General features: G+C 47.5%; 22 protein-coding genes, 1 tRNA gene and 1 CRISPR repeat array. Of the genes, 13 read left to right on the top strand and 10 right to left on the bottom strand.

What is annotated here, in order from left to right; all coding sequences use genetic code 11:
- Positions 1-13: 13 nt before the first annotated feature.
- From CVU71_06595 to CVU71_06555, 9 genes are all read left to right on the top strand, one after another.
- Positions 14-1336 carry an integrase gene (locus CVU71_06595; protein PKN20025.1) on the top strand — a complete coding sequence of 441 codons (1323 nt, stop codon included), beginning with the start codon at positions 14-16 and terminating at the stop codon, positions 1334-1336.
- A 91-nt stretch (positions 1337-1427) separates the two neighbouring features.
- Positions 1428-2123, top strand: coding sequence for a hypothetical protein (locus CVU71_06590; protein ID PKN20024.1), 696 nt, complete (start codon positions 1428-1430; stop codon positions 2121-2123).
- A gap of 97 nt (positions 2124-2220) precedes the next feature.
- Entirely contained in the window at positions 2221-2427 is a 207-nt protein-coding gene (locus CVU71_06585; protein ID PKN20023.1) for a hypothetical protein, read from the top strand.
- Between the two features lie 2 nt (positions 2428-2429).
- Positions 2430-2681, top strand: a complete 252-nt coding sequence (locus tag CVU71_06580; GenBank protein ID PKN20022.1) for a hypothetical protein — start codon at positions 2430-2432, stop codon at positions 2679-2681.
- A 1-nt stretch (position 2682) separates the two neighbouring features.
- Complete coding sequence (locus CVU71_06575; protein ID PKN20021.1) at positions 2683-3699, top strand: hypothetical protein; 1017 nt, start codon at positions 2683-2685, stop codon at positions 3697-3699.
- The gene (locus CVU71_06570; GenBank protein ID PKN20020.1) at positions 3633-4652 is read left to right on the top strand and encodes a hypothetical protein; all 1020 of its coding nucleotides are present in this window, start codon (positions 3633-3635) and stop codon (positions 4650-4652) included. Before CVU71_06575 ends, CVU71_06570 begins: the two co-directional genes overlap by 67 nt.
- A 34-nt stretch (positions 4653-4686) precedes the next feature.
- A complete protein-coding gene (locus CVU71_06565; GenBank protein PKN20019.1) occupies positions 4687-4920 on the top strand; it encodes a hypothetical protein in 234 nt (77 codons plus the stop codon).
- Positions 4921-5193, top strand: a complete 273-nt coding sequence (locus CVU71_06560) for a hypothetical protein (protein PKN20018.1) — start codon at positions 4921-4923, stop codon at positions 5191-5193.
- 9 nt (positions 5194-5202) lie between these two features.
- The gene (locus tag CVU71_06555; protein ID PKN20017.1) at positions 5203-5472 is read left to right on the top strand and encodes a hypothetical protein; all 270 of its coding nucleotides are present in this window, start codon (positions 5203-5205) and stop codon (positions 5470-5472) included.
- 82 nt (positions 5473-5554) lie between these two features.
- On the opposite strand, the gene CVU71_06550 is transcribed toward CVU71_06555, so the two are convergent.
- Entirely contained in the window at positions 5555-8578 is a 3024-nt protein-coding gene (locus tag CVU71_06550) for a hypothetical protein (protein PKN20016.1), read from the bottom strand.
- 192 nt (positions 8579-8770) lie between these two features.
- Here CVU71_06550 and CVU71_06545 point away from each other — a divergent pair, with 192 nt between their 5' ends.
- The 3 genes from CVU71_06545 (at position 8771) to CVU71_06535 (ending at position 10283) form a co-directional block, all read left to right on the top strand.
- Positions 8771-9094: an XRE family transcriptional regulator gene (locus tag CVU71_06545; GenBank protein ID PKN20015.1), complete on the top strand. Its 324-nt coding sequence runs from the start codon at positions 8771-8773 to the stop codon at positions 9092-9094.
- A 305-nt stretch (positions 9095-9399) separates the two neighbouring features.
- A complete protein-coding gene (locus CVU71_06540) occupies positions 9400-9816 on the top strand; it encodes a hypothetical protein (protein PKN20014.1) in 417 nt (138 codons plus the stop codon).
- Positions 9817-9881: 65 nt separating this feature from the next.
- Entirely contained in the window at positions 9882-10283 is a 402-nt protein-coding gene (locus CVU71_06535; protein ID PKN20013.1) for a hypothetical protein, read from the top strand.
- A 153-nt stretch (positions 10284-10436) separates the two neighbouring features.
- Positions 10437-12644: direct repeats of the CRISPR family, unit length 32 nt; unit sequence GTTTCAATCCACGCGCCCGCGCGGGGCGCGAC.
- Positions 12645-12829: 185 nt separating this feature from the next.
- Here CVU71_06535 and cas2 read toward each other — a convergent pair.
- From cas2 to CVU71_06490, 9 genes are all read right to left on the bottom strand, one after another.
- Entirely contained in the window at positions 12830-13120 is a 291-nt protein-coding gene (gene cas2 / locus CVU71_06530; protein ID PKN20012.1) for a CRISPR-associated endonuclease Cas2, read from the bottom strand.
- A gap of 11 nt (positions 13121-13131) precedes the next feature.
- Positions 13132-14163, bottom strand: a complete 1032-nt coding sequence (locus CVU71_06525) for a subtype I-C CRISPR-associated endonuclease Cas1 (protein PKN20011.1) — start codon at positions 14161-14163, stop codon at positions 13132-13134.
- Positions 14163-14786 (bottom strand): CRISPR-associated protein Cas4, encoded by a 624-nt coding sequence (cas4, locus tag CVU71_06520; protein PKN20010.1) that lies wholly within the window; start codon positions 14784-14786, stop codon positions 14163-14165. Before cas4 ends, CVU71_06525 begins: the two co-directional genes overlap by 1 nt.
- A 20-nt stretch (positions 14787-14806) precedes the next feature.
- Positions 14807-16993 (bottom strand): CRISPR-associated protein, encoded by a 2187-nt coding sequence (locus CVU71_06515; protein ID PKN20009.1) that lies wholly within the window; start codon positions 16991-16993, stop codon positions 14807-14809.
- Complete coding sequence (locus CVU71_06510; protein PKN20008.1) at positions 16993-17865, bottom strand: CRISPR-associated protein; 873 nt, start codon at positions 17863-17865, stop codon at positions 16993-16995. The genes CVU71_06515 and CVU71_06510 overlap by 1 nt, the downstream gene beginning before the upstream one ends.
- Positions 17866-17877: 12 nt before the next feature.
- Positions 17878-19932 carry a hypothetical protein gene (locus CVU71_06505; protein PKN20007.1) on the bottom strand — a complete coding sequence of 685 codons (2055 nt, stop codon included), beginning with the start codon at positions 19930-19932 and terminating at the stop codon, positions 17878-17880.
- The gene (locus CVU71_06500; GenBank protein ID PKN20006.1) at positions 19922-20593 is read right to left on the bottom strand and encodes a CRISPR-associated protein Cas5; all 672 of its coding nucleotides are present in this window, start codon (positions 20591-20593) and stop codon (positions 19922-19924) included. The genes CVU71_06505 and CVU71_06500 overlap by 11 nt, the downstream gene beginning before the upstream one ends.
- Positions 20594-20754: 161 nt before the next feature.
- Positions 20755-21723 carry a WYL domain-containing protein gene (locus CVU71_06495; GenBank protein ID PKN20005.1) on the bottom strand — a complete coding sequence of 323 codons (969 nt, stop codon included), beginning with the start codon at positions 21721-21723 and terminating at the stop codon, positions 20755-20757.
- 774 nt (positions 21724-22497) lie between these two features.
- A tRNA-Asn gene (locus CVU71_06490) sits at positions 22498-22573 on the bottom strand.
- 425 nt (positions 22574-22998) lie between these two features.
- Here CVU71_06490 and CVU71_06485 point away from each other — a divergent pair.
- The gene (locus CVU71_06485) at positions 22999-24252 is read left to right on the top strand and encodes an acetyl-CoA C-acyltransferase (protein ID PKN20004.1); all 1254 of its coding nucleotides are present in this window, start codon (positions 22999-23001) and stop codon (positions 24250-24252) included.
- Positions 24253-24391: the final 139 nt, after the last annotated feature.

The following is a 24391-nucleotide window of genomic DNA, read 5'->3' as shown; positions in this document are numbered from 1 at the left end:
GGGGGTGATTACAATGAGCAAAAAGCAGATCACATTTACCGACTCTATGGTGAAGAAACTTCGCGCCGAAAGTCAAAAATATATCCGTTCAGAAGGGAACGGCTTCACCATCCGAATCCTGCCATCCGGCTCAAAAACATGGCTTTATATATATGGCATCGATGGCAAGCGCCGGGAGATGAATCTCGGAAATTATCCTGATGTCACCCTTGAGACGGCCAGGCACAAATTCGAAGACGCCAGACGCAAAGTAAAGAACGGTATTGACCCACTGAGAGAAAAAGAAGAAGCGGCAGAAAAACGTCGCAAGGCACCCACTGTTTCCGATCTCTGCACGGATTACATAGAACGCCACGCTAAAAGATTCAAACGTTCATGGGCAAAAGATGAGAGTATTTTGAACCGTGATGTGGTGCCGGTATGGGGTAAACGCAAAGCCGCTGACATCGCCAAGCGCGACGTGGTGCTGCTACTTGAAGGAATTGTCAATCGCAACGCTCCTGCGATGGCAAACAACTGCTTTCAGATTATTCGTAAAATGTTCAATTGGGCGATTGAGAAAGATATTCTTCAACACACACCATGCTCCGGAGTAAAGCTACCTTCGCCGAAACTGGCACGCGAACGGGTACTATCAGAAGAAGAAATCAAAACTTTTTGGCAGGCCCTTGATCTTAGCGACCTGGGCATGTCGGCAGAGTCCCGCCGTGCTCTTAAACTGATTCTTGTAACTGCACAACGCCCCGGAGAAGTGACAGCCATGCATTCCAGAGAGATTGATGGCCGTTGGTGGACAATTCCAAGTGACAGGGCAAAAAACGGAAAAGCTCACCGAGTATATTTGACCGACACAGCACTTGATCTAATTAGTAGCCCTGAAAGCAATGGTTACATATTTCCGTCCCCGGTCAGGCAATCAAAGAAGCACCCCGGCGAAGAGATCACCAACCCCATAGCTTGTAATGCTTTATCAGTGACGGTACGACGTAACCTGCGCTCTCCAATAACAGACAAGGACGGCAGGACGCTGTTTGATAAAGAAGGTAACCCGGCTACAAAGAACTGCTTCGGGATGGATCACTTCACACCCCACGATCTCCGGCGCACTGCTGCGACGTTTATGGCAAAAGCCGGTGAAATGGATGAGGTGATTGATGCGGTGTTGAACCATAACAAACAGGGGGTCATAAAGGTTTACAATCAATATCGGTATGATAAGGAAAAAAAGTCCGCACTCGAAACATGGGAACGCAAGCTGACCAGCATCGTCACCGGCACCAAAGCCAACGTCATTCCTATTTCGGCAGGAAGAAGTAGTATCAGACATGACAAATAATCATTTCAAGAGATAATTCGGCCAGAACGACAAGCGGGGCATCCTGAATCGATTTTCCGCTATCACTTCAGGACTTTACAGGAGGCATAAAATGACTATAGAAGAATTAACCAAAAAGCATTTGGATGAAATCCAAAGATTTCGACTCGAACGTCTTTTCAACCTTGCTCATGGTGAATTATCAGTTGATGAAGCTCAGTTGTTTGATCATATGATAATTGCCGGAGGCTATCTGAAGAAAGGAATACCTCTCCCGCCAACTCTCCTCCTTGAGCTTTTTATAAAGTCGCACGCATCCGGTCACCCTCAGTTATCGTTTGTTATGGATTGGCTTTATCGAGGAGCTGTTGAGTTTCACCAGGCAGAAGGCGAAGAGCATTTTGAACGCGGGCTTGGCTTCACGGCTGGACCCGGCAGGCGAAGCGGACAGGGCCATGAGTTCAAGAATGCGCGACGACTACAACTACTAGGCCATGAACGGCTCTATACATGGATACGGATGCTGAATGTATTCGATGGGTATTCTGTAGAAAACGCGACTTTCATCGTTCACCTTCTCCATGAACGGGATAGAAAGGGAAAAAGCGCGCGTGATCGTAAAGCCATGACCTTAGAAACTCTTTTAACGAATTACAAGAAATGGGCAGGTAAGGCTGCATTTAACAAAACAAAAAAAGAATACAAAGAAGCTTGGGAACGTAATAGCCCTCAATGGAAAATACTTTTTGAGCAACTCAGAAAGGAAGGAGAAACAATCCCACCACCGTCACGCCACAGGAGAAGTTAACTAGTCCGATTAGCTCCCCTGACAACTTTGAACCTCCACGCTATAAGTTGGACCATCAAGCGGCCACTTGAAAAAATTCAACATACTGGAGGTTGCAATGAGCAAAACTAACATCAATGACATCGCGGCAGAAATAATCCGTCCTGCTGCCCTTCCAATAATCACGTGTCTTTCCAAAACAACGATCTGGCGTCTCGAGCGTATCGGAAAATTCCCGAGACGACTCCGACTTTCCCCCGGTGCCGTTGGGTATCGACGCACCGACATTGAGTCGTGGCTCGCTTCCCGCGAGGAGGTGAAATAACCATGACCACCACAGACAAATTCAGCTTTCAGGAAATCGGTATTGTTGCCACAATCGCAACAATCACCGGACACACTCCCGATCTTAGCTTACAGTCCGGTGAATCGCTTGCCAGGTTCTGCTTCCCTGATACTCCCGAAATCCGGCAAGTTGCAATGGCATGGGCGGCAGGCACCGTTACTGTCAATGCCGTGCAATTTGAGAAGAACCGGGCGGCCTTGTATCGCCGCATCCGGGCATTAAGGGGGTGTTGACATGGAAACGACTAACGCAAAAACCCCTCTCCTTTTCAACACGGAAGGCATCCCCGATGAATTCAGGCGCGACGATCAGCGTTTTATCATAACGTGGTGCGCAGAGAGCAAGCCCCAAACAAACAAAATATCTAAAAAGCCAGGTCGCCGTGACGATCACGGACAAATCATCCCGGTCAGCGTCGCCAAACCTAACAAACTGATGACTTTCAATGAGGCTATCGCCATTGTTCGTGACGGCAGTGCTAATGGGATCGGCCTAGCTCTGCATTCTGCAACAGGGACACCATACGGAGCTATCGACATTGATGATCCGAGCGACCCATTCGCGTTGGAGATCCTTGCCGAAGCGCGCAGGAGAGGGTGTTACATCCAACGTTCCCCTTCCGGTCGGGGCCTGCACATTATCGGACTGGGTCGGAATAAAGCAACCGCCGGTAAAGATCAACCGATTGATCTTCCGGGCACCTTTATCACGCTGACGGGTGTCATGCCCGAAGACGACAACCGCTGGCTTGATGGAACCGCGGGGTTGGGCGATCCAAATGTCAATATCCAAAATATGCTGGATGAGATTTATTCACACTATCACAACGGGACAAGTACCCCCGGTGTTGTCACCGGGGATTTTCGAAATATTCCACCCCGACCGGGTTTTGCGGATGTTTGGTCGAAATTGCGGACAGAGATGCAAGAGCAAATGGAACATGGATACCCCGAATGTTCTGGAGATGCTTCGGCAGTTGCTCGTGAAGCCGCGAAAGGACTTAGGAAAGAAGGACTCGAAGCCTCGGAAATCGCATGTTTATTATCAGAGCCGGGCCTTGCGGTATCCGAGAAAGCATTGCGAAACAGAAATGACAACGTAGACAGTGCCTACCAATGGGCTTACCAGTACCAGGCACTGAAGGCAATTAGAGACAAGGTTTCCGCGGTGGATATTTTCGAAGAATTCAACGACCCAGACCCCACCCACAGCAAATCCCGCGACCCCTACCTGGACCTGTTTGTGGGCTGATCGAAACCTCAACCACTGGCCTGTTCTTTGGTGACTCTACCGCGGGCAAATCTTTTGTGGCCATCGACATGGCGCTGGCGGTTGCGTTCGGGACATCCTGGATGAGTGCCGCGGCCAGGCGGGGGAACGTATTGTATTTCAACGGCGAGGGACATGGTGGCATACCCCGGCGCATTAAGGCCTGGCTTCAGTATTACAGGTATGACGACATCCCCAAAGGGCAGCTCACTGTTACCCAGCGCCGCGTTGAGATAACTGAGCAGTCCGTAATGAAGTTGGAGCCACACATAAAGGCCATTATATCCAAATACGGCCCCATCACCTTGATGCATATCGATACTCTAGCGAAGCATATCTCTGCGGCGGCAGACGAAAACAGCGCAAAGGACATAGGTGGCTACCTTAACGCCGTGGACTATCTGAGGGATAAATATCAATGCACTGTCGGAACGCTCCACCATTCCGGCAAAGGGAACAAGGAAGTCAGCCGGGGTTCTTCCGCTATTCGCGGTGCTCTCGACTGGGAAGTTAAGGTGGCACGGAACGAAATCTTATTCACGAAAATGAAAGAAGAAGAGCTACCTCCACCATTCGGTTTCAAACTCGAAAAGGTAGGAGACAGTGCTGTACCGATCAGATGTCAGTATGATCCGACACACGGGAAGGCACCAAACCTGTCGGGTGACGCGCGACATCTCCTTTCTATTTTACAGATGGGGATATCCGAATCTGACAGCAACTTCACCCGAAGCGAATGGTGCGAACGGTTCTATAGCGCGTTAGGGGCTGATGTGCTAACCGGCACCAAAAACAAGAAATTTAATCGGGCTGAAGAGGCCTTGCTCAAAGCTGGGATGATCCGTATCGAAGGTACCTACATCCGCGACAACACCCTTAGCATTATGGAAATAGCAGATGGACATGTGCGGGACAAACAAGCATGTTGGGGATGAAGTTATGACGTATCGCTAAATGCAGGTGACACCAATGATTATCGGATTTGAGGGGGGGACCGCCGAACGCATTATGGACACCAGAGGGACAAGAATCGGGACAGACAAGCATCATCGACAAAGCGGGACAGACATGGACACACCCCGTAGGGGTGTCCATTGTCCCAATGTCCTGTCCATGTCCTGCTCTGGTGTCACCATGAAATATTTACACCGGCGGAAAGCTCGGCTCAACGAAACTGTAAACACATACGAAAGGAGCTATTAAATGAGAAACGCAGAACTGATTACTACACTATATTTTTCGGACAAGTCCACCATCAACATTTTCTACCGCTTTGACGATAGTGGCATGGCATCTGGTGAAGCACAAGATTTTTTCCTTGATATTTTGGAGCAGGCAGTAAGAAGCAGTGACGTTTTTTTTATTTTGCGTCCTCCTTACTACGCCCAGATTGAGGACCATTTCACAGATTGTCTGAAACTCGACGGACTTAGAGGAGTATGCAGATCGAAGGAGCGTTTCGGCCATGCGCGATGAGGGAAGCCTATGACAATGACCTTGGAAGAATGGCGACGGATAATGGGTGCCGGTAATGTCGATCAGGGAAATGCCAGACGTTCGAGCAAAAAGAAAAATAGTGGACACACCTGCATGGCTCGAACAAGGAGCGGCACCCCCTGTAAACGGATGAGCCGTTATACTTCCGGACGGTGTGCTCTCCACGGTGGGTTATCGACCGGCCCAAAGACACCGCAAGGGAAGGAACGCTCATCTCGTAATGGCCCAAATGGCAGGCGCGGGAACCAAACCCCATGAAGTCGCGGTAAGGTGTGACATAACGTGACACAATTCATAAGAATTGAAAGCCAATCCGCGCCAAATCTGGTAGCCGATATAGCTACATTGGCCTGATAGCGAACGGAAAATCCGGAACGGAGGCTGGTTTGGCCGTCGCAGGAGTCTGCGTCCCTGCTGATAGCTCCTTGACTCGTTCTGAAACGAACAGGTCGAGCATATTGACCGTGATACTACCTTTTTTTGTATAGTCAGCCCCCCCGTTGAGTCCTTCTATAAGTGCCTTCGTGAATGCGCCATTTGCCCATTCGTCTTTCTCAAGGCTGTATTGCCTTCCTGTTGACGAAGCAAATACAACTGCGCCGTTCTCGGCCGAGGATAGGTCGTTCACTATAGCGTTAATATCGACGACGGTTCGACGACCGCCGAAAATATTCCCGGAGTGACAGGTGTCAACGAATAGTAACACTTTACCAGCCAAGGACGAAATAGTCTGTTTCAGATCTGCGAGCGAAACCCCGGTTCGTTTCAGCTTATCTGGTTCTGCGTTCTCCGGTAAAAAATAGTAAGTGCCATTGCTGTCGTTGACTCCATGACCTGCGATGAATATGACAGCGACATCGTTGCTTGTTGTTTCCTTCTGGACCCACTCGAGCCCGTCAAGAATGCTATCCTTCGTAGCCGCCCCATTCACGAGCACGCGAGAGATTACGTCTCGGTACAGTCGGCCTTTCTGGCCATTCATCACCTTGGCAAAGTCCTGTGCGTCTTTTGCCGCGTACTTGAGTTTCAGGTCGCTCTGACTGTAGTCACTGACACCAACAGCCAGCAAGTACATCTTCGGTTTAATGACGAAAGCGTCGATCTTCTTGCCAATCCACTTTAGCTTGATTGTCGCTGGTTCTGACGATGAATAACGGTTCTCGGCGATTATGCCGATTTCACTGTCCTTGCTTGGCAAGGTGACCGAAACCGTCTGTTCGGAGATGTCCTTTCCGATAATTTTTAGACCACGGCTGGAAGCGACCGGACGACCATCGACTATGATCTTCACGTTAGTCACCGATTCGTTGGACGGCGAGCTGACCTGGTAGCGGACTGATACACTGCCAGATGAAAATCCACTACCGCTCGTCGGCGAAAGGATCGAAACGGACGGTGGCAGAAGGGATGCGATGGCCAGAGCCTGTTCCGGTTTGCGTCCGGAATCACTATTTGCCGCAATGACAGCCTGGCTTTCGCTCAGAGTTTCAAGGACTTTGCTGATAATATCGGGGCGGTAATAAAGGCTTTTAAAGCGTGAAGCCGGATAGAAATTCCCAGATTTATCCTTTTCATCCTTGAAATACCAGCCAATCAGTTCATCCCCTTGAGGTGACGCATCGTAGTATCCGCTCGGTGTCCAAAGAACCCATCGTTTGCGGTCATTTGAGGGGAAGAGCGCTAGCAGTTCTTCACCACTAGCATGATTATACCAGCGGATCGTCCCATCGGCTATACTGGCAACGACAATGCGCCTGTCTTTCGAGATATTTACTCCAACCGCCATTTCGGGCATGAGTTTTGACCATATCACGTTGGCGTTTCTGTCAAAGCGAATCAGCTCCCAGAGGTCTGTGCCAACGATGCATGAATCTAAGGACTCAGAGAAGGTGGATGACATGATCCGTCCCTGGATATTAAGCTTGACTCCGTTAAGCGAAGGGGTAATGCCGCGGTGACCGCTAACCAATTCCATTCCCGGAACATAGATCGAAGGGTAAAGCGCACTGAAGGGTGCAGCATTCAAGCCGGATGCCTGTTGTTCAGGTGAGAGGCTCCTGCTTATTATGTTGAAGGTGTAATCATCTCCCAATATATCGTCAGGCCTTCTCTGGTAATAAAACCCGATTGTGCCACCGCTACCGTCTATACTAACAGAACGCTGATTTGAGTGAGACAGGAATGGCGACAAAAGTCTAGTCTCGTTCTTGTTAATTATACCAATATCTAAGTCAGTCGTAAAAACAGACCCCCTGTTCTCAATCGGAACGATCGGACCTATTGGTTTGCTGATTCCAGACGGGATGTCTATATAAGTTGGCTTCTTCTTGGTCATGTCCCAACGCCTGATTATAGTCGAATCCGATTCTGAGGCCGAGTGTGTTTCTTTTTTTGCGAGACCGCCAGCGTAAAGATACTTGCCGTCTTTCGACCAAGCGACATTCGCGAAGTTTGCCTTAGAAACGAAATTGAAATCTTTGACCCAATGTGTGTCAAGCTCTATGTAGGCTTTATTATTGATAACGCTTCCGATGATAACTCGTCCACCGTTTTTATAGCCAATGGCAAAGTTCTTACCGTCAGGCGAGAGCTTCAGGCTGTGAGGCTGCATGTCTTTATATGGCAGCTTTTGTTTAGATATAGTTTTAAGATTCTCCTCTGCCAACATAATATTCAAATATTGATTGGCAGCATTTGTGGGTATTTTTTTGTCAAGGATCTTGAAGAACTTGAGCTCATTACTTTTGCTCAGCACACCTATTTGGTCGTTAAGTATATCAGCATATTGAATCTCGATTTTGTCCTTCGTTGCCGCCTGAATACTCCAGTCTTTAACATTATAAACGATGATATATTCTCTGCTAACTGCCACCAAATATTTGCCGTCGTTTGAAAATTTTAAAACGAATGGCTCGAAACCTCCTCGGGCAAAGCGACGTTTCCATGTGCCATTCTCGAATACGGCCAATTTAAAATGCGCGAAGAGCGTGGGTGTTTTATCATCATTGAAGTTTCCCGCTATCGTTATAGGTGCGGTTGAATAGTTGCATGCAATGAGAGAACCGTCCGGAGATATTGCGGATGAATAAACTATTCCTTCATTGGGCTTTTCGCCAACGTAAGGCCGTATGGTCTGAATCATCTTCCCGCTGTCGGCGTCCCACAGTCGCAAGGTCTTGTCTGTTGACGAGGTAACTAAATAGCGGCCTTTGGCATCACTATCGAGGGATGTGATAGTTGCGGTATGCCGCCCGGTTTCGATTCGGAGGATTGGCTTTGTTTCTTTGTCGACACAGAAAGCGCCACCAGCCGCAAGCAAAAGACTTATTATTACAATCAGGATATTGAATAGTGTTCGATTCATCGCCTGCTCCGGATTAGCATGAGTGTATTTGAACTCTTGAAATAGACATTAAACGTCTTATCAAAGGAGTAATGACAGCATTAATGATCATAAATACATCATATTATGTCTAATGTAAATAAATATTAGTCATTCGATAGCATGTAAAAACCATCCCTAAACTGATAATTATTAATCAGGGAGAGACACGGCATGAATAATACCAAAAAGCTTTTGGGGGCACGGATTCGCGAGTTACGAAAATCGCGGAACTTGTCGCAGGAGCAGTTGGCTGATTTGATTGGTGTGGAACCACGCCACGTAAGCAGACTTGAAGTTGGCAGTAGCTATCCAACAATTGATCGCCTAGAAAAAATTGCAGCGGTTCTGAATGTCCCACTAAAAGATTTTTTCGATTTCATGCACCTGACAAATCCTGATGTTCGTGCAAAAAACATTAAAGAGATCGTGAAAGGAATGAAGGAGGAGCACCAAAGAATAGTCTACAAGATTGTGCAGGCATTTCAGGATTATTGATGTGCTGAAACAATTAGGGAGCTTTGAATTTGTCTTGACAAAACCTAACGTAGTGATATTTTAAGATCAAAGCGGCGAGTTAAATAGGTTACTTGCTCCGCTATATAAATGTGCTAAAGGCCGGTGTAATGTTTCTAATGAACCCGTAGCCTTTTGGCGCGGGTTTTTTGTTTTTTAGAAAGTGAATAGAAAGGCGGAATTTACGGTGAATTGCAACCGCCTCAACAAATTGCTAAACAGCCAATCATCCCATGGTTATTTGTTTAGCCGTGGGTTTTTTATTGGCGGGAAGGAGAATTACTATCATGGCTCTTATGATAAGATTTTACACAGTAGTTATCCGGATCGATACCATTGAAAAGTACTATCCGGGAGGTGTCGATGCTTTTGTAAAATACTACACTGTGTTGCACGACAAAGAACTGGTTGGCGCTATATTTATGAATATGTACGATGTTGATAGTTTTATTGATGATCTGATCGATTTTGGTTTTACATATGTTGTCAATAACGAGTTTGTTGATATTGCCGTAGTTGATATGCTTAGAGGATTGACTTTACCATGCAAATGGCTTGAAACGAGTATCTACTGCCCACAGAAGAACAATAAAATAAAAGTATCTACCTGCTGGCTTAAAGGATCAAAAGATAAAGAGATTGGTATTCGTCTTAGTAAAAACGGTGATCCATCATTGTGGGGTGACCCGATATATAACTCATAGAGGGATATAAAGAATATTAAAAGTTATTTGCTGGTACATTATTTCATAGAAGAAGGAGGCATAGAATGGAATCTAAAACAACAGGAAAACCAGTTTTTATTCAGAAGTCAAAAGGAATGTCTTTCGAGGAATTTAAAAAAGTCTGTATCGAGCAATTCGAGAAAGCCGGACTTTTAGCGGATAAAGCAACGACACCAGAACAGACACAATTCTTGGGTGATGCGAAAAAGTTGGGCATCCCGCTCAACATTCAAGGGCCCAAAGCGCTGGCACAGAGGTGCGCTAATGAGCAATCGTTTCCTAAAAGTTCACAGAGTAAAGATCAGATTAAACCTGTAGAAGCGAAGCGAATAAAAGCTACGCATTACACAGAGGAAGAACTTAAGAAACTAAACCATTATGAAATTGGGACGTTCCATCGTGTCCCAATATTATCCAAAAAAGGGAATTCTAACGATGAAAAGTAAAACAATCATTAAACGAATGATTAAACCTTGCAGGGGTTGGAAAATCCACTGACTCAGAGGAACGAGCAAAAACATTTAAATCCCGTGATCATAGATACATCAATAGTAAAGCTTAAAGATGAATGAAATGATTGTAAACGATAGTGTATCTTTGTTTCAATCCACGCGCCCGCGCGGGGCGCGACGAAGCACACACAGCTAAATTACACCCATTCCAGTGTTTCAATCCACGCGCCCGCGCGGGGCGCGACCTGTCGGCCGGACCAGGTGCCCTTGCCGTATGAGTTTCAATCCACGCGCCCGCGCGGGGCGCGACAAATGAACACAGCCGAAGACAGAAACTATCAAATTGTTTCAATCCACGCGCCCGCGCGGGGCGCGACTTTGCATAGCAACCATATCTCCAGGTCGAACTTGTTTCAATCCACGCGCCCGCGCGGGGCGCGACCACGGCGGCGTATATGGAATTTATCATTTCCTGTTTCAATCCACGCGCCCGCGCGGGGCGCGACCAGGCTGCACTCTTTGGGCCGGATATAAGTTTTAGTTTCAATCCACGCGCCCGCGCGGGGCGCGACAAGATTCTATTGCTTTGTCTCAATTTGTTGAAATGTTTCAATCCACGCGCCCGCGCGGGGCGCGACAAATCTGCGCCGACGTATAAGCGGCAATCCTACTTGTTTCAATCCACGCGCCCGCGCGGGGCGCGACGGATACAGGCCGCAATCGCCCTTAATCGGAAATTTGTTTCAATCCACGCGCCCGCGCGGGGCGCGACTTGGGACTTTCTTTGTTGGGTGGGAGTGTGCAAATGTTTCAATCCACGCGCCCGCGCGGGGCGCGACAATGGCACGGCCATATCCAGTATGATTTAATTTCTGTTTCAATCCACGCGCCCGCGCGGGGCGCGACAAACGGCAGTTACAATGCCGAATCAGGATGCCATGTTTCAATCCACGCGCCCGCGCGGGGCGCGACGTAAGCGAGAGCGCAAACAACCACGGAAAGACAGGTTTCAATCCACGCGCCCGCGCGGGGCGCGACGTGACGTTCAATAAATTCATTAGCGGCTTTTTCTGTTTCAATCCACGCGCCCGCGCGGGGCGCGACATGGCACAGAACGGGAAAAAATCAATGATGAAAATGTTTCAATCCACGCGCCCGCGCGGGGCGCGACGGCCGAAGTTGATTTTTTACACCCACATTTCCTTGTTTCAATCCACGCGCCCGCGCGGGGCGCGACTTTCAAGGATCGTCAGCGCCGACGTCACAGACTCGTTTCAATCCACGCGCCCGCGCGGGGCGCGACAGCTATCCGCACAATTATGTTTCGGATTCCGAAAGTTTCAATCCACGCGCCCGCGCGGGGCGCGACATGAAAGGAAATATCAATGGCACAGGCAACACAAGTTTCAATCCACGCGCCCGCGCGGGGCGCGACTGCTTGTTTTGGAGCGATAGGGGAATACCTTTTGGTTTCAATCCACGCGCCCGCGCGGGGCGCGACATGGCGTGTGACATGGATAAAACCCCTATCTTACGTTTCAATCCACGCGCCCGCGCGGGGCGCGACGATAAGTAATGAATATAAGCGAAAGTTAAAGTTGTTTCAATCCACGCGCCCGCGCGGGGCGCGACTCACGTTCCGCCAGAACTAACCAGCAGCCCAAAGTTTCAATCCACGCGCCCGCGCGGGGCGCGACCGGCACACAGGACACCAACAGGCCGGATTAATAAGTTTCAATCCACGCGCCCGCGCGGGGCGCGACAGCGGCTGAATAATATCCCGTGTTGGTAGCGGCTGTTTCAATCCACGCGCCCGCGCGGGGCGCGACCGTCCCTCGTTACCGATTACCGCAGAGAAGGTTTTGTTTCAATCCACGCGCCCGCGCGGGGCGCGACCTTGCCGTTTTTGCTCACTAATAATTTTTAATCGGTTTCAATCCACGCGCCCGCGCGGGGCGCGACGGCATTGTAGTCTTGTTGATAGGTGTTGTCTCTGTTTCAATCCACGCGCCCGCGCGGGGCGCGACACAGATCGATGAAAAGCATTCTGTTTTTTATCGTGTTTCAATCCACGCGCCCGCGCGGGGCGCGACGGTTTGTCGATGCCTGGTCGCTGAAATTTTTGATGTTTCAATCCACGCGCCCGCGCGGGGCGCGACAAAGCGCATCCTGGCCGGAGAAGTCCGTGAGATCGTTTCAATCCACGCGCCCGCGCGGGGCGCGACACCAGTTTTTAGATTTTCCATGACAATTTCTTGGTTTCAATCCACGCGCCCGCGCGGGGCGCGACAATCACGGCTGCACCTTGTTCACCGCCAGACATGTTTCAATCCACGCGCCCGCGCGGGGCGCGACTATTTACTGCTAATCAATTGCAAATATTTAGTTTATTGCTTACTCGCCGCGAATTTTGCTTTTTCGGCCACGATCCTTATTCAATTTTCAAAGAGCATTTTAAAAACACTATTTATAACTGATATTTATCAAGTCCGCGAACCTCCACGCAAATTATCGTCAGCTTGAGGTTCGCGGAAGTATTTTCACACAATGAGAGGCCCCTCCTGATCTATCGATTTTTTAGCTCCGATATGCTCCACACGCCTTCGCCAGTTGGATCCTAGAAAATAAAATCGCAGGCTGTCTTCTTCCGAATTAATTTCCTTAATAAGGCGTTCACGCAAAACCGTCCATTGTGCAGGATCGACAATGCATTCAAAAACAGAATACTGGACGCGCTGGCCATAGTCCTGACAAGCCTTGGCCACACGTCGTAAACGCCTTGGCCCTTTTTCATCTTGCATGGCAACGTCGTAACTGACTAAAATGAGCAATTTTCTCCTCCTTATTTCCAGATAAATGGTGGATAGCCATCCAGATCACCCCGCAGACAACGCGCGAGAAGCAACGCCTGCACATGAAAGAGCAAGCCAATCGTTACTTTTTCATCCAGAAATGGATGCTGAATTTCTTCCTGCTTTCTCTCCTGATAGGCAACAAGCAATGTTTTTCTTGTTTCATCATTCATCATGACTGCGCCTGCTTCCGTTTGGTTAAAGCCTTTGCTCTGTACCTGACGAAGATTAATGAGCGATAATGCCAGGCGATCTGCGAGAAATGGCCGGAACTCTTCCATCAAGTCCAGTGCCAGACTCGGTCTGCCGGGCCGATCCCGATGCAAGAAGCCGACTGCCGGATCAAGACCGACGGATTCCAGGGCAGAACGGCAATCATGCATCAGCAGCATATAAAGGAAAGACAGCAGGCAATTCACATTATCCAGCGGCGGACGACGATTGCGCTCCTGAAATGAAAAACATTCTTTCTGTGTGACAATCAAATGGTTAAAAGCACTGAAATAGGTATGTGCAGCATCACCTTCCAAACCACGCACACAATCGAGGGACTGATTCAATTCGAGTGATTGCAGCGACCGACTCATATCATCAACGCCGCGATGCAACGCATCCACATCCAGCTTTTGTGGATGATCTCTAAGTACCCGCTGGAGCACTGTCCGGCAGTTGGCAATCTTGCCTATCACAAATGCTTTAGCCATTTGCGCGCAATAAACCTGATCGTCGGCACGACGATATTGTTCACGGCGCAGAAGCACATTGCCGGATACCGGCCCCTGCACCCGTGCTAGAAAGCGGCCATATTCCGTCAAAAAGCTGATGCCGACCCCGTTTTCGCCGCAAAAACCCATCAGAAAGGGGCTGCAAGACACATTGCCGAAACAGACAATGCCGCCGATGGTGTGCACCGGCACACGCAGCCTGACTTCCTGATTTATCTTGACCACTACAGTTTCGCCTTCCTTAGCCAGGTATGCGCCTTGAGTAGTCACAAATAACGTATTAAGATGCTTCTTCATTACTCTTCCAGTATGCGTTTCAGGTAACTTTCAACCGACCGCTTTTTCTGAATCGTTTTGGGTATGCATTCACCCATGAGCGAACAGCTTTCACAACGCTTACCATAAACGGGTTTTGGCGTCTGGCCTGATTCAATCAATTCATGCGTAAGCCGGGCAGCCTCGCTTGTTTCCTGCCGTAGCGCTTCGTCAAAATCAACATCCAGGCGCCGACGTGTTTTGCCATAGAAAAGCGCGCCTGCCGGGATGGTGGCATTAAGCATTTCTTCCAGGCACAGCGCCTGCGCGCAAAGCTGGATTTTGTCGGAATGATCCGGTTTGGGCTTTCCCCGTTTATACTCAACAGGAAAAGCCTGCCATGATCCGTCAGACTGGTGGTGATATTCCACGACATCTGCCTTGCCGATCAGCCCCAGGCGCAAAGATCGCAATGACGCGCCGCGTTCAATGCGCACATTCCCCCGCGATTCATCGCCTTCCTCATGCACGTGCTCATGCATGATCCGGCCTTCGGCGGTGAAACGGTTTTCAGTCCACATTTGCTCAATGTGGACAAGCGCGCAACGACGTGGACAATAAGCGTAATGTGTCAGAGCAGATATTGGAATTAACTCATCATCCATATATCTAATTCCTATTGCGTTTAAATGATATAAAATTCGGGATCAGTCGCTATGCTTAAAACACCTGCCATATAACCAATAAAGTCATCGTAGTTGAATATCCACTTATATATTCCATTATGCCTTATAACTTCGGGGATGTGCAAGGCATCGAGACGGTACCCCCATATTTGTACGGATGACTTTTGTATATCGCGCCAATTTACCGGGAGATTTTTCTCTAGCCTCTCAATAAGTTCATCCCCAACAACAACTGTCCTGGTATCAGATGCAATAACTTGAAAATCCTTTTCCACTTGCGGAAAGCGTAGCTGATTATCCTTTATCAGCAAACTCTCTGAGAAGTTTCCTGCAAATCGTATTTCACGCTTTAAGGCATCCGTGCAAAGGTCTGGTGATATGTCGAGGCCCTCCGATATCAGGTCGAGCAGTACCTTCGATGAGTCACGCATTCCGGGATGTTTCTTGAGGAGGTCGCCTTCTTTGAGGGTGATAGTCCAAACGTTTTCGGCGTTAACATAATTATGGCGGTTAACTCGCCCACCAGTCTGAAGCAGAGAAACCAAAGAAGCGGCTTCACGCACCCCCGTCCGAAAAGACAGGTCAACCCCGGCCTCAACACATGATGTGGCAATGAGCGACCAGTCATAGTCATTCTTGTTTTCCAAACGGGATTTGATTCTACTGAGTGTCTTATCCCGGTCTATAGGCGTGAGTGCTGTAGATAAATGTTCGACAGAAGAACGACTAAAGCGTTTTTCATACGCCCGTGCAACGACCGCCGCACTTTGCACGGTGTTTAGAATAACGATTCTTGGCCCGGGTAGGGCGGCGAGCCATTCTACAATATCGACCGTTCCAAAAGGTGTGTCATGGAACTGATAGACAATTCGTTGTTTTTCAAACACTGCCAGGCGATTGCGCAATGTGTTCGGCATGATTTCGGGAACTTCGAGAGCTGCATCGTCGAATTCCTTAATCTTCCAAAAACGATTGAGTGATCCCGATGCCATTACCCAGTAGCACCCCCATTCTTTAGCAAATCCTTTGATCCATTGCCATGCTAGGGGTAGAAGTTTGGCCGGGAGTGCTGCGTGTGATTCATCAATAAAAATGGCACTTCCCGGCAAAGAATGGAGCCTCCGAAGCCTAGCGGGTGTATTTGATGCTAGTGTTTCAAAGAATGTTACTGCCGTAGTCACAATTATAGGCGCTTTCCATAGCGCCGTAAATTGTCTACTCTGTATATCCTGAAAATCTGCACGATGATGTAATTCAGCCACAACAAGTTCTGAATTATCCTCACCGGGGAGCAAGAGGGCTTTACGGTATATTTCAACAGATTGCCTAATAATATTTGTAAAGGGCAAGACAATAATTATTCGTCGAAGTTGTCGTTTCTCTGCCTGAGACAATAGATGTGCCATAACTGCTGTTGTCTTACCTGTTCCAACCGGACTATCACAAGACACGATATTTGCTTCGGTGACAGCATTGCGGCATGCTTCGTAAACCTCTGAACGTTGTCGTGAGCGCTCGCTGTCTTCTTTCAATGTGGCAATATACTTGTCAAGGGCAAGAAGTCGTTCTGCCGGGCGTAGTTCAATGGGCCGTTCGTCAGCAATCTGATCGCCGTAATGTATGGCGGTATCGGTATGATCACCATCAGCAAGGCAGGAAAGGGCGATTCGAAACAACAGTGATGGGGAACCTGCTACTTCGCAGCTATCAGTATTTACTTTTTGAGCAGATGGAAGAACCCCTTCATGTAATTTGAGCAAATCGGGAAGTGTCCTATTCACCTTTTCACGAACAGAATCGTCTCTAAGGATGCTTTCTTCGCAACGATTCTGTTCGTTGATGAAATCGGGCAAACCGATATGATGTGATCGGACGAGAGCAGCGCTAGGGGCTACTTTAAGACTGTCCAACAGATAGGCAGTTCCGGCATCGGTGTGTTGAACAGGTAACTTATTTGCCTTTACTTTTCCTGATAGCACGTCCTGATTTGCCATATCCAACTTCCCCAGGTCGTGATATTCCGCTGCCTGACGCACCAACTTTCTCAATAAGTCGCCATCGCAAGTTGAATACAGGCCAGCCTTGTCTGCTGCCTCTGAAGCACGCCTAATTACACCGCCGACATGGGTCACATATTCTTGTGCTGCAATGCCACGATCTGGGTCGGGGCTGTGAGCAAAAAGCATTAGATGTTCTCCATCAAGTCCACGCAAGAGACCTTTTCTTTCAGTTCAGGCGGAAGCCCGACTGGAACAACATAATCACTCCATAACGTTGAAGGCTGCATTGGGTCATCACCCGTCCGTTTTGGCGTGAGTGCATCAATCAGTCGCCAATCTGCGCAGCTACCAAGAGAGTTTTTGTGTTCCATATACCAGGCATGTCGAATACGCACATCTGGACGGATTGCGGAACGGGTGTGATCGTATGCATAAGGTATTAGTGCCTGAAGAAGATCCACATCCTTTTGCGTACAACCTGATTTGTGAGCGTGGCTTGGGTTAATGTAAAAAGGCATACAGTAAACACCATGCTCAACAATACGATAGGCCAAAGGTGCCATCCCTTGCTTCTTGCCGTCTTCCACACCGGCTTTATTAGTATTTGTGTGGCGCTGAATAAGCACTGGTGCAATAGAAAGCCCCAAAACAAACTGAGCCACACCGGTTTTGATCGTCTCTTTGTCCATAGCATCTTCGAGAAAAGTATTTCCAAAAAGACGGCCATCCCAGTATTTCTTAACAAATTCGCTCTCAAGAAAATTGTCGTTTACTTTTTTCATTTCTTCCTTGATCGCACTTCTGACACGATCACGAGATTCAAGAATTTTATAGTCCTCTGTTTTTAGACCCAACTTTTCTTTGATCGCTTTAAAAACAGGTCCGTCTATATCCTCTACTAAATCCCTGAGCTTTCGTTTGAAGGATACGGGCGAAATTTCACCAAGACCATTAGGGCGCTGGCGGGGATCACTTTCTCTGTCTGGATCACCATTTGGATTGGAATTAACAACTTCAAGGATTAAGAGGCCTGTAGCTCGCTTGATATTATCGCTCATAGTATTGTCCTTTCATATTTTATTAGTCGGTTCTTCTGTTTGTGTGTTGCCAGCAATATAGCCTAAAAGCAATTGTGCTTTTGCTGCATCATCGAGCCGTAGAGGCATATTTATATCACGTAGCTTGGCTTCGATATTGCCAAACTCTTTTAAAAAATATCGCGATAGGCCAGCAGAGGCCGTAGAATTAGTGCGCGCCCAACCCAAATACGGCACGATACGTAAAGCCAGTTGAGAAAGTGCTTGTGTCGGACTATCGAGCGCGGCCGACATCAAGGCATTCCCTAACAATTGCGGCGGTAGATTGTCTTTACGTACTTCCTTGCAATATACGGCGTGGAGTTCATCGGCCACTTTCAACATACGTCCAACAAGATAAGGTGTATTATTCATGTAGCTCTCCTTTCTGATGCCAATTTTCATAAGCAATATCCCCAGGATCGCAGGCATCAATTGTTTATGTTTATTAAATCCATCAAGATGAATTACTTCATTACGGTGCAATGCCTGGCCTATTGAAACGAAGAGTGCGCTGCTGTTTTGTAATGCTACGGTCAATAGATAAGGCACATGGCGTAGAGTGATGGCTTCATCAAGCAGGAGTTCAATACCGGCAGACTTGGGAATAGATTTGACTTCACATTTACTGGTGCCGTCCAATTTCCATACCCGATTGAGACAATCTGCAATTTGGAGGGGAAACGGCGTTTCTGTTTCTGCCATTATGGTCTTACCCTTTTCCTCCCCCCATGCCTTCATTCGTATAACTGGAATGTTGGCACATCCTTTTTGCCATTCGCTTGCCGCATCGGCTAGTCTTTGTGCTGAATAGTTACGGTGAAAAACGATCTTTGTTCGCGCCTTATCCATTTTACGCAGTGAAAAGACATGAAGTTTCAATTCCTTAAGTGATGGTGCCAGAACTCTCAGACAATCCAGAACATCTTTTGCATAGTATGCGAAACGTTCTTCGGAATCATCCGCTTTGCGTGCGCCAAAACATGCTGCCAGCTTGGGCGGTGTTTTAGGTAAAATTGCCGGGTATGCAAAGATTAATTCTTTTCCATCAGCACGTCCCCATGTCAAACCTTCCCTTTCACTAGCGCTAAGCCATTCCAATGCACCCTTAGCGAGACGCCGACTGTTACTGCCGATATTAAAAGATTTTGCATCGATTGTACCATAGCGATCCTGGCATGGCAATTCGCTACTCATGGCGCGCAGTTTTACCCCGCCAATAATAGGAAGCTTTACCTCAGGAAGTTTTTCTTCAAATCCGCTTATGCCACCGCCAAATGCATCTTCAGAACCTTTTTCGGTTCCCACAGCATCATTGTTAATTAGATTCATTAGGCACTTGTTAATGCAATCAATTGTATCTTTGCTTGCTATAGGATATTCTTTCCAATCTGGCACATCCATGAATACGGAAACTGCGCCGCGATCCGCCTCAGCCTTCTTCCTTGAAGAGCCTTCATGGATAAGCACTGAAAGTAAAGAAGGGACAGTTGCCTTGCCAAAAGTGTCCCAGATAAAGGATTCCAACGCCTGAAAGAATCTAGCCGAACCACCATCGCCAAGACGTGTGACACGTCCACAAAGATTCTTAATCGCTGCAAATTCAGGTGGAATGTTGGCGCAGATATTGTTGAGGTCTTCAGGAATCGTTCCAAGGCATTTTCCCATTTTTTTGTCAAATTTTGCGTCCCAGTTTATTTGCTTATCGGTGCACCATACCTTTAGCAATTCAATATCAATTGATTCTTTGCCTTCCCGCCATTTCTTGAGTCGTTTCTTGGTAACTTCATCAGTAATGCGGTAAAGGGGTTGAATATTGAAGCCAGGGAAAGAATTACCATTGCTTGGTTCCCATTTGCGAAGACAAGTTACTAGGTCTTCATTGATTGTTTCAAGCCCAGATATAGTGCCATTCACGTCAATCAGAATTTTATAGCATGGTTTCTTTCGTGTAGCATTTGGCAAAGGCTTGAGGTTTTTATGCCAGTCACGAGGTTTGATGCCTGCATCTTCAAGTGCTACCGAGAGATGATAAAGCTCATTTAGCATATTGGACTCCTTGTCTGGCATATTCCATCACACCCGCAACTATCTTTACATCTTGATCATAGGTAAAGGCACATTGGGATGCGTAACCTTCAGAAAATACTTCTCTCAACATTGAAGGAATTCCTATGTTGATATCTGTCTGTACCCTGGTGGTTTCACGGAATTCGCCGATATAGCTTGGGCAAAATTCTTTCCAGCCCAAAAACGGGATGGTGAAGCATTGGCCGCGCTTCAAACGTCGGTAAAAGATGTCCTTATAGGCATGCCCCGGTGATGTGGTTTTACTATCCCACTGTCGTGCTTTATTTGGCACACGATCTTTCATCGTCTTCAAGGTGGGAAATACCTCTGCGTATAATCGATAACAAACATCGATGAGTACTGTTGCCAGTAACTGGAATCCCCCGCCAGTAGCTATAACACCGGGCTTTCGAAGAGGCCCACCATAATTTGTTTGATAGTTGTGATATTGGACAGGCGCACAAATCTCAACCCGTAATGGCGTAACTTGCAAGGCTGGTCCCCATAGTATTGACTCAAATATCCCTTTTACCGCAGAATATGTGGGAGTAGGATAACTTACCGGACAATCACCGGTATCTGGTCTTGTCCACATAGCCGTAGCGCCTGCAATTTCGAGCGCTATCTCATATTTGTTCATTAAAGCACCTCCTTTCTGTAATATTTATTTCATTTTTATTTGGTATTTTTACTGTGTGTTTTTCACCCAACTATCAGGACTCACTCCCCGCCAACGCGGCACACCATCCACCATAATCCTTATTCCTTAATTCTACGCCTTCTCCACCCCCATAGCGTGTCCTATGAGTAAACCTTTTTCATTTTTTCGATTTCTTTTTTTACTTCTTTCCGCAGCGCGGCGGGGGTGACGACTTCGACCTGTGAACCGTAACGCAATATTTCCCGTTTGATTTCCCGGAAATCAGCCACGGGGATGGTGAGGGATAGTCTGCCGTCTTTTTCCATCCATGCTTTCTGCGCGGGATGCCAGCTCTGTTCGGCAATCCATGAGGCAATGTCCTTTGCAAACCGCAAGCAGACTTCCATGGTTTCTTTCCCCTGGAAAATGCCGAAGGTCTGCCGGATATATTCCTTCACACGGGTAGCAGGTACATGGACGTCAACCGGGGTTTCACATACCGAAATGGTTTTGATTCGCGATAAGACAAAATCACGCAGCTCCTTTTTGACATTGCAATACGCAATGATGTGCCAGGTGCCCATATAGTTGAGCAGGTGAAACGGCAAAATGTCACGGGTGGTGGTTTGACCATTGTGCGGTGAGTAGTATTCTATCCGCATGGGACGGGACCGGAGCAATGCCTCTAAAAACCCGTGAAAGATGTTTTCGCTGGTCTGGGCATAAGCGATATTCTTGACGGATATCTTATCGCTTAGTTCATCAATACTGAAATTGGCGGAAGCGTGATTGGCAATGATCTGGTTGAGAAATGTTCGCAGGGCTGTTTTAACGCTGCTGTCCGGAACAGCTGAGGCCAATCGGTAAGAAAGTACTAGTGAAATTATTTCATCTTCATGAAGCCAAAAACCTGGGATTTCCCAAGTATTGTCATGATATTCGTAACCGCGAAGATGGGGAACATAACGTAAAGGAGCGTTAAGTCGGTCACGCATAAATTCAATGTTGCGCTGCGCCGTCTTTCCTGTGATTTCAAATTGGGTGGCCAATGTTTGTGCATTAGGATGCCTGTTTTGTTTAATTTCGTTGTGAAACCATAGAAATCGTTCATAGATTATTTTAGATGACATGCGAGCCCCGCATTACGTGGTCTGATACGGATCTAATAGAGATACTATGTCTTCTTTCAAATATATAGGGCAGTAATTAAAAAACTTAACCAAATGAAAAGTCAAGATATTTTACATTCTTTGGAAACAATCGCAAAAACAGTCATGTATTACGGTTAGTGGTTTGAAACGAGCAGGGAATATTATATTTTCAGATTCCACTTATTTCATACATCATTTTTTAGGGCATTTGATTGCTTTACGTCATGCGGATTTGTGCAAGACGTAATATTTTCTATTTTCCACAGGAAGTGGTGATACATGCGCGAATTGTTACCAACACAGTCACAAATAAAGCCACACAGGTTACAGTATAAACAGCAATAACATTTTGTTATTACTGTATAATTATACCGTATTTATTAATGATAAAATAGTTAGTTTATTGAAATATTATTACATTAAGGTAGGAATAATTTGTAAATAACTATGCCTAAAAGCGGTAAAATATAATAAAAGGTGCTAAGCTTTAACTGCCTGACCCATTGATGTTTTGGTGAGCCCTGCCGGGGTCGAATCGACAATCTACTGATTAAGAGACGAAGCACATAAACCTTGTGAAAGGCAATTGAGCATGCCTATGCATAAAAAATATAAAAATCTTCCAAAAGCCTCACCAAACCACCTTCATCTCCTACCAAGAAATTACAGCACTATTCTGATATTTATTACGGCATTTATTACGGCATAAACAAAAAGGGTCTAAGCGAATATCGCCTAAACCCTTTATTGTATTGGCTCCCCAGCGCGGACTCGAACCACGGACATGGTGGTTAACAGCCACCCGCTCTACCGACTGAGCTACTGAGGAACATATTTGATTTTAAAAGATTCTTCTTCCCCTTCACCCGATGATTGCTGACAGACTCAAGCTACTTGGAAAAAATTTCAGCGGCTACATAATACAAGAAGAAGAAGATGTCAACAACTTCAATCAAATATGTCGACGAAATCATATTTTTAATTCTCAAGCATATCATGCGGACGAATAAAATATCATCAACACAAGTAATTACAAATACTTGAATAATATCATTCCATAACCTTGAGACAGGAATACTGGGATAGTTTTGAATACTCCTTGACAACACAATTCACTCCCATTACAAAAAGAAAGTTTATTTTGAGGGTAACGGATCAAACCCTCATGATCTGACACATATTAAGGACATTTTTTCATGTCCTTCGGATCGGCACCAAAGAGTAACTAATTTCAATTATAAAGGAGATTATGCGATGAAAGATGTAGTCATTGTTTCGGCATGCCGGACAGCCATTGGAACATTCGGAGGAACATTGAAGGACATGATCGGAGCCCGCATTGCGGCTGTCGTCATGAAAGAAGCCGTTAAGCGCGCCGGAATAGATCCGGTCATCATTGACGATGTCCGGTTCGGCTGTTGTATCGAACACCCTAATACACTGAACACCGCTCGTGTAGGCGCCCTTCTAGCCGGCATTCCCGAATCCGTGACTGCTGTTACAGTGAACCGTGTATGTATATCCGGCATGGAAGCTGTACTCAGCGGCGCTGCGATGATCAAAGCCGGCATGGCTGATGTAATTCTGGCCGGCGGTGTTGAGCACATGTCCGGCGTGCCCTATGTGAGTTTCGACGCCCGCTGGGGTTGCCGCCTTCAGGACAGCGTTTTTGTCGATGCCATGATCCGCGCATTACACTGCGGCTCGTATGTCCAACCCTTATCCGACGACGGTCCCCTCAAATCAGGCCAGCCTTTCGAGAGTTTAAAGGGCAAACCCTATATCATGGGCCACACCACGGAATTGATTGCCCAGCTATTAAACATCAGCCGCGAGGAAATGGATGAGGTCGCCCTGCGCAGCCACAACAACGTCGAACGCGCCACCAAAAACGGCGATTTCCAGGAAGAGATCGTACCGATTGAACTCCCGCAGAAAAAAGGCAAACCGCCCATCATCTTCGACAAGGATGAACATTTCCGTCCCGGAATGACCATGGAACAATTGAAGGCGTTGCCTCCGGCATTCATCCCCAAGGTCGGCAAGGTTACCGCCGGCAACTCCTCAGGGCTCAATGACGGCGCTTCCGCCATGATCCTCATGTCCGCTGAAAAAGCCAAAGAACTGGGATTGAAACCGATTGCCAGGATACGATCCTCCGCGCGCGGCGGTTGCCATCCTTCCGTGATGGGCTTAAGCCCGGTTCCCGCTGTCAAAAACCTGCTTAAAAACGATCCAAAGCTTTCACTGGATGCCTTTGAATTAATGGAAGTCAACGAAGCATTCGCAGGCCAGTATCTCGGTTGTGAAAAGGAACTTGGCTTAAAACGTGAAATTACCAATATCAACGGCAGCGGCATCGGCCTAGGTCATCCGGTCGGTTCCACCGGCTGCCGCATCATGGTCACACTGATTCACGCCATGAAAAAACACGGCAAGACACTGGGCATGGCTACCCTGTGCGGCGGCGGCGGCGTCTCAATGGCCACCACGATTGAGATGCTTTAGAGAAAAAGGCTGAAGGCTGTTAGGCTGAGGGCTGAAGGTAAAGCGGAATCCGGCGCATGCCGGACGGATCATTAATTAAAAGACAGATTGGATCAGGCTGGTTGCCGTGGCGTTCGCTGCGGCAACCAGCCTGGTTTGC

This window comes from Deltaproteobacteria bacterium HGW-Deltaproteobacteria-6 (assembly GCA_002840435.1).
Lineage (GTDB): Bacteria > Desulfobacterota > Syntrophia > Syntrophales > Smithellaceae > UBA8904.
Note: the sequence above shows the minus strand (reverse complement) of the source record. Positions and strands in the feature narration are given on the sequence as shown.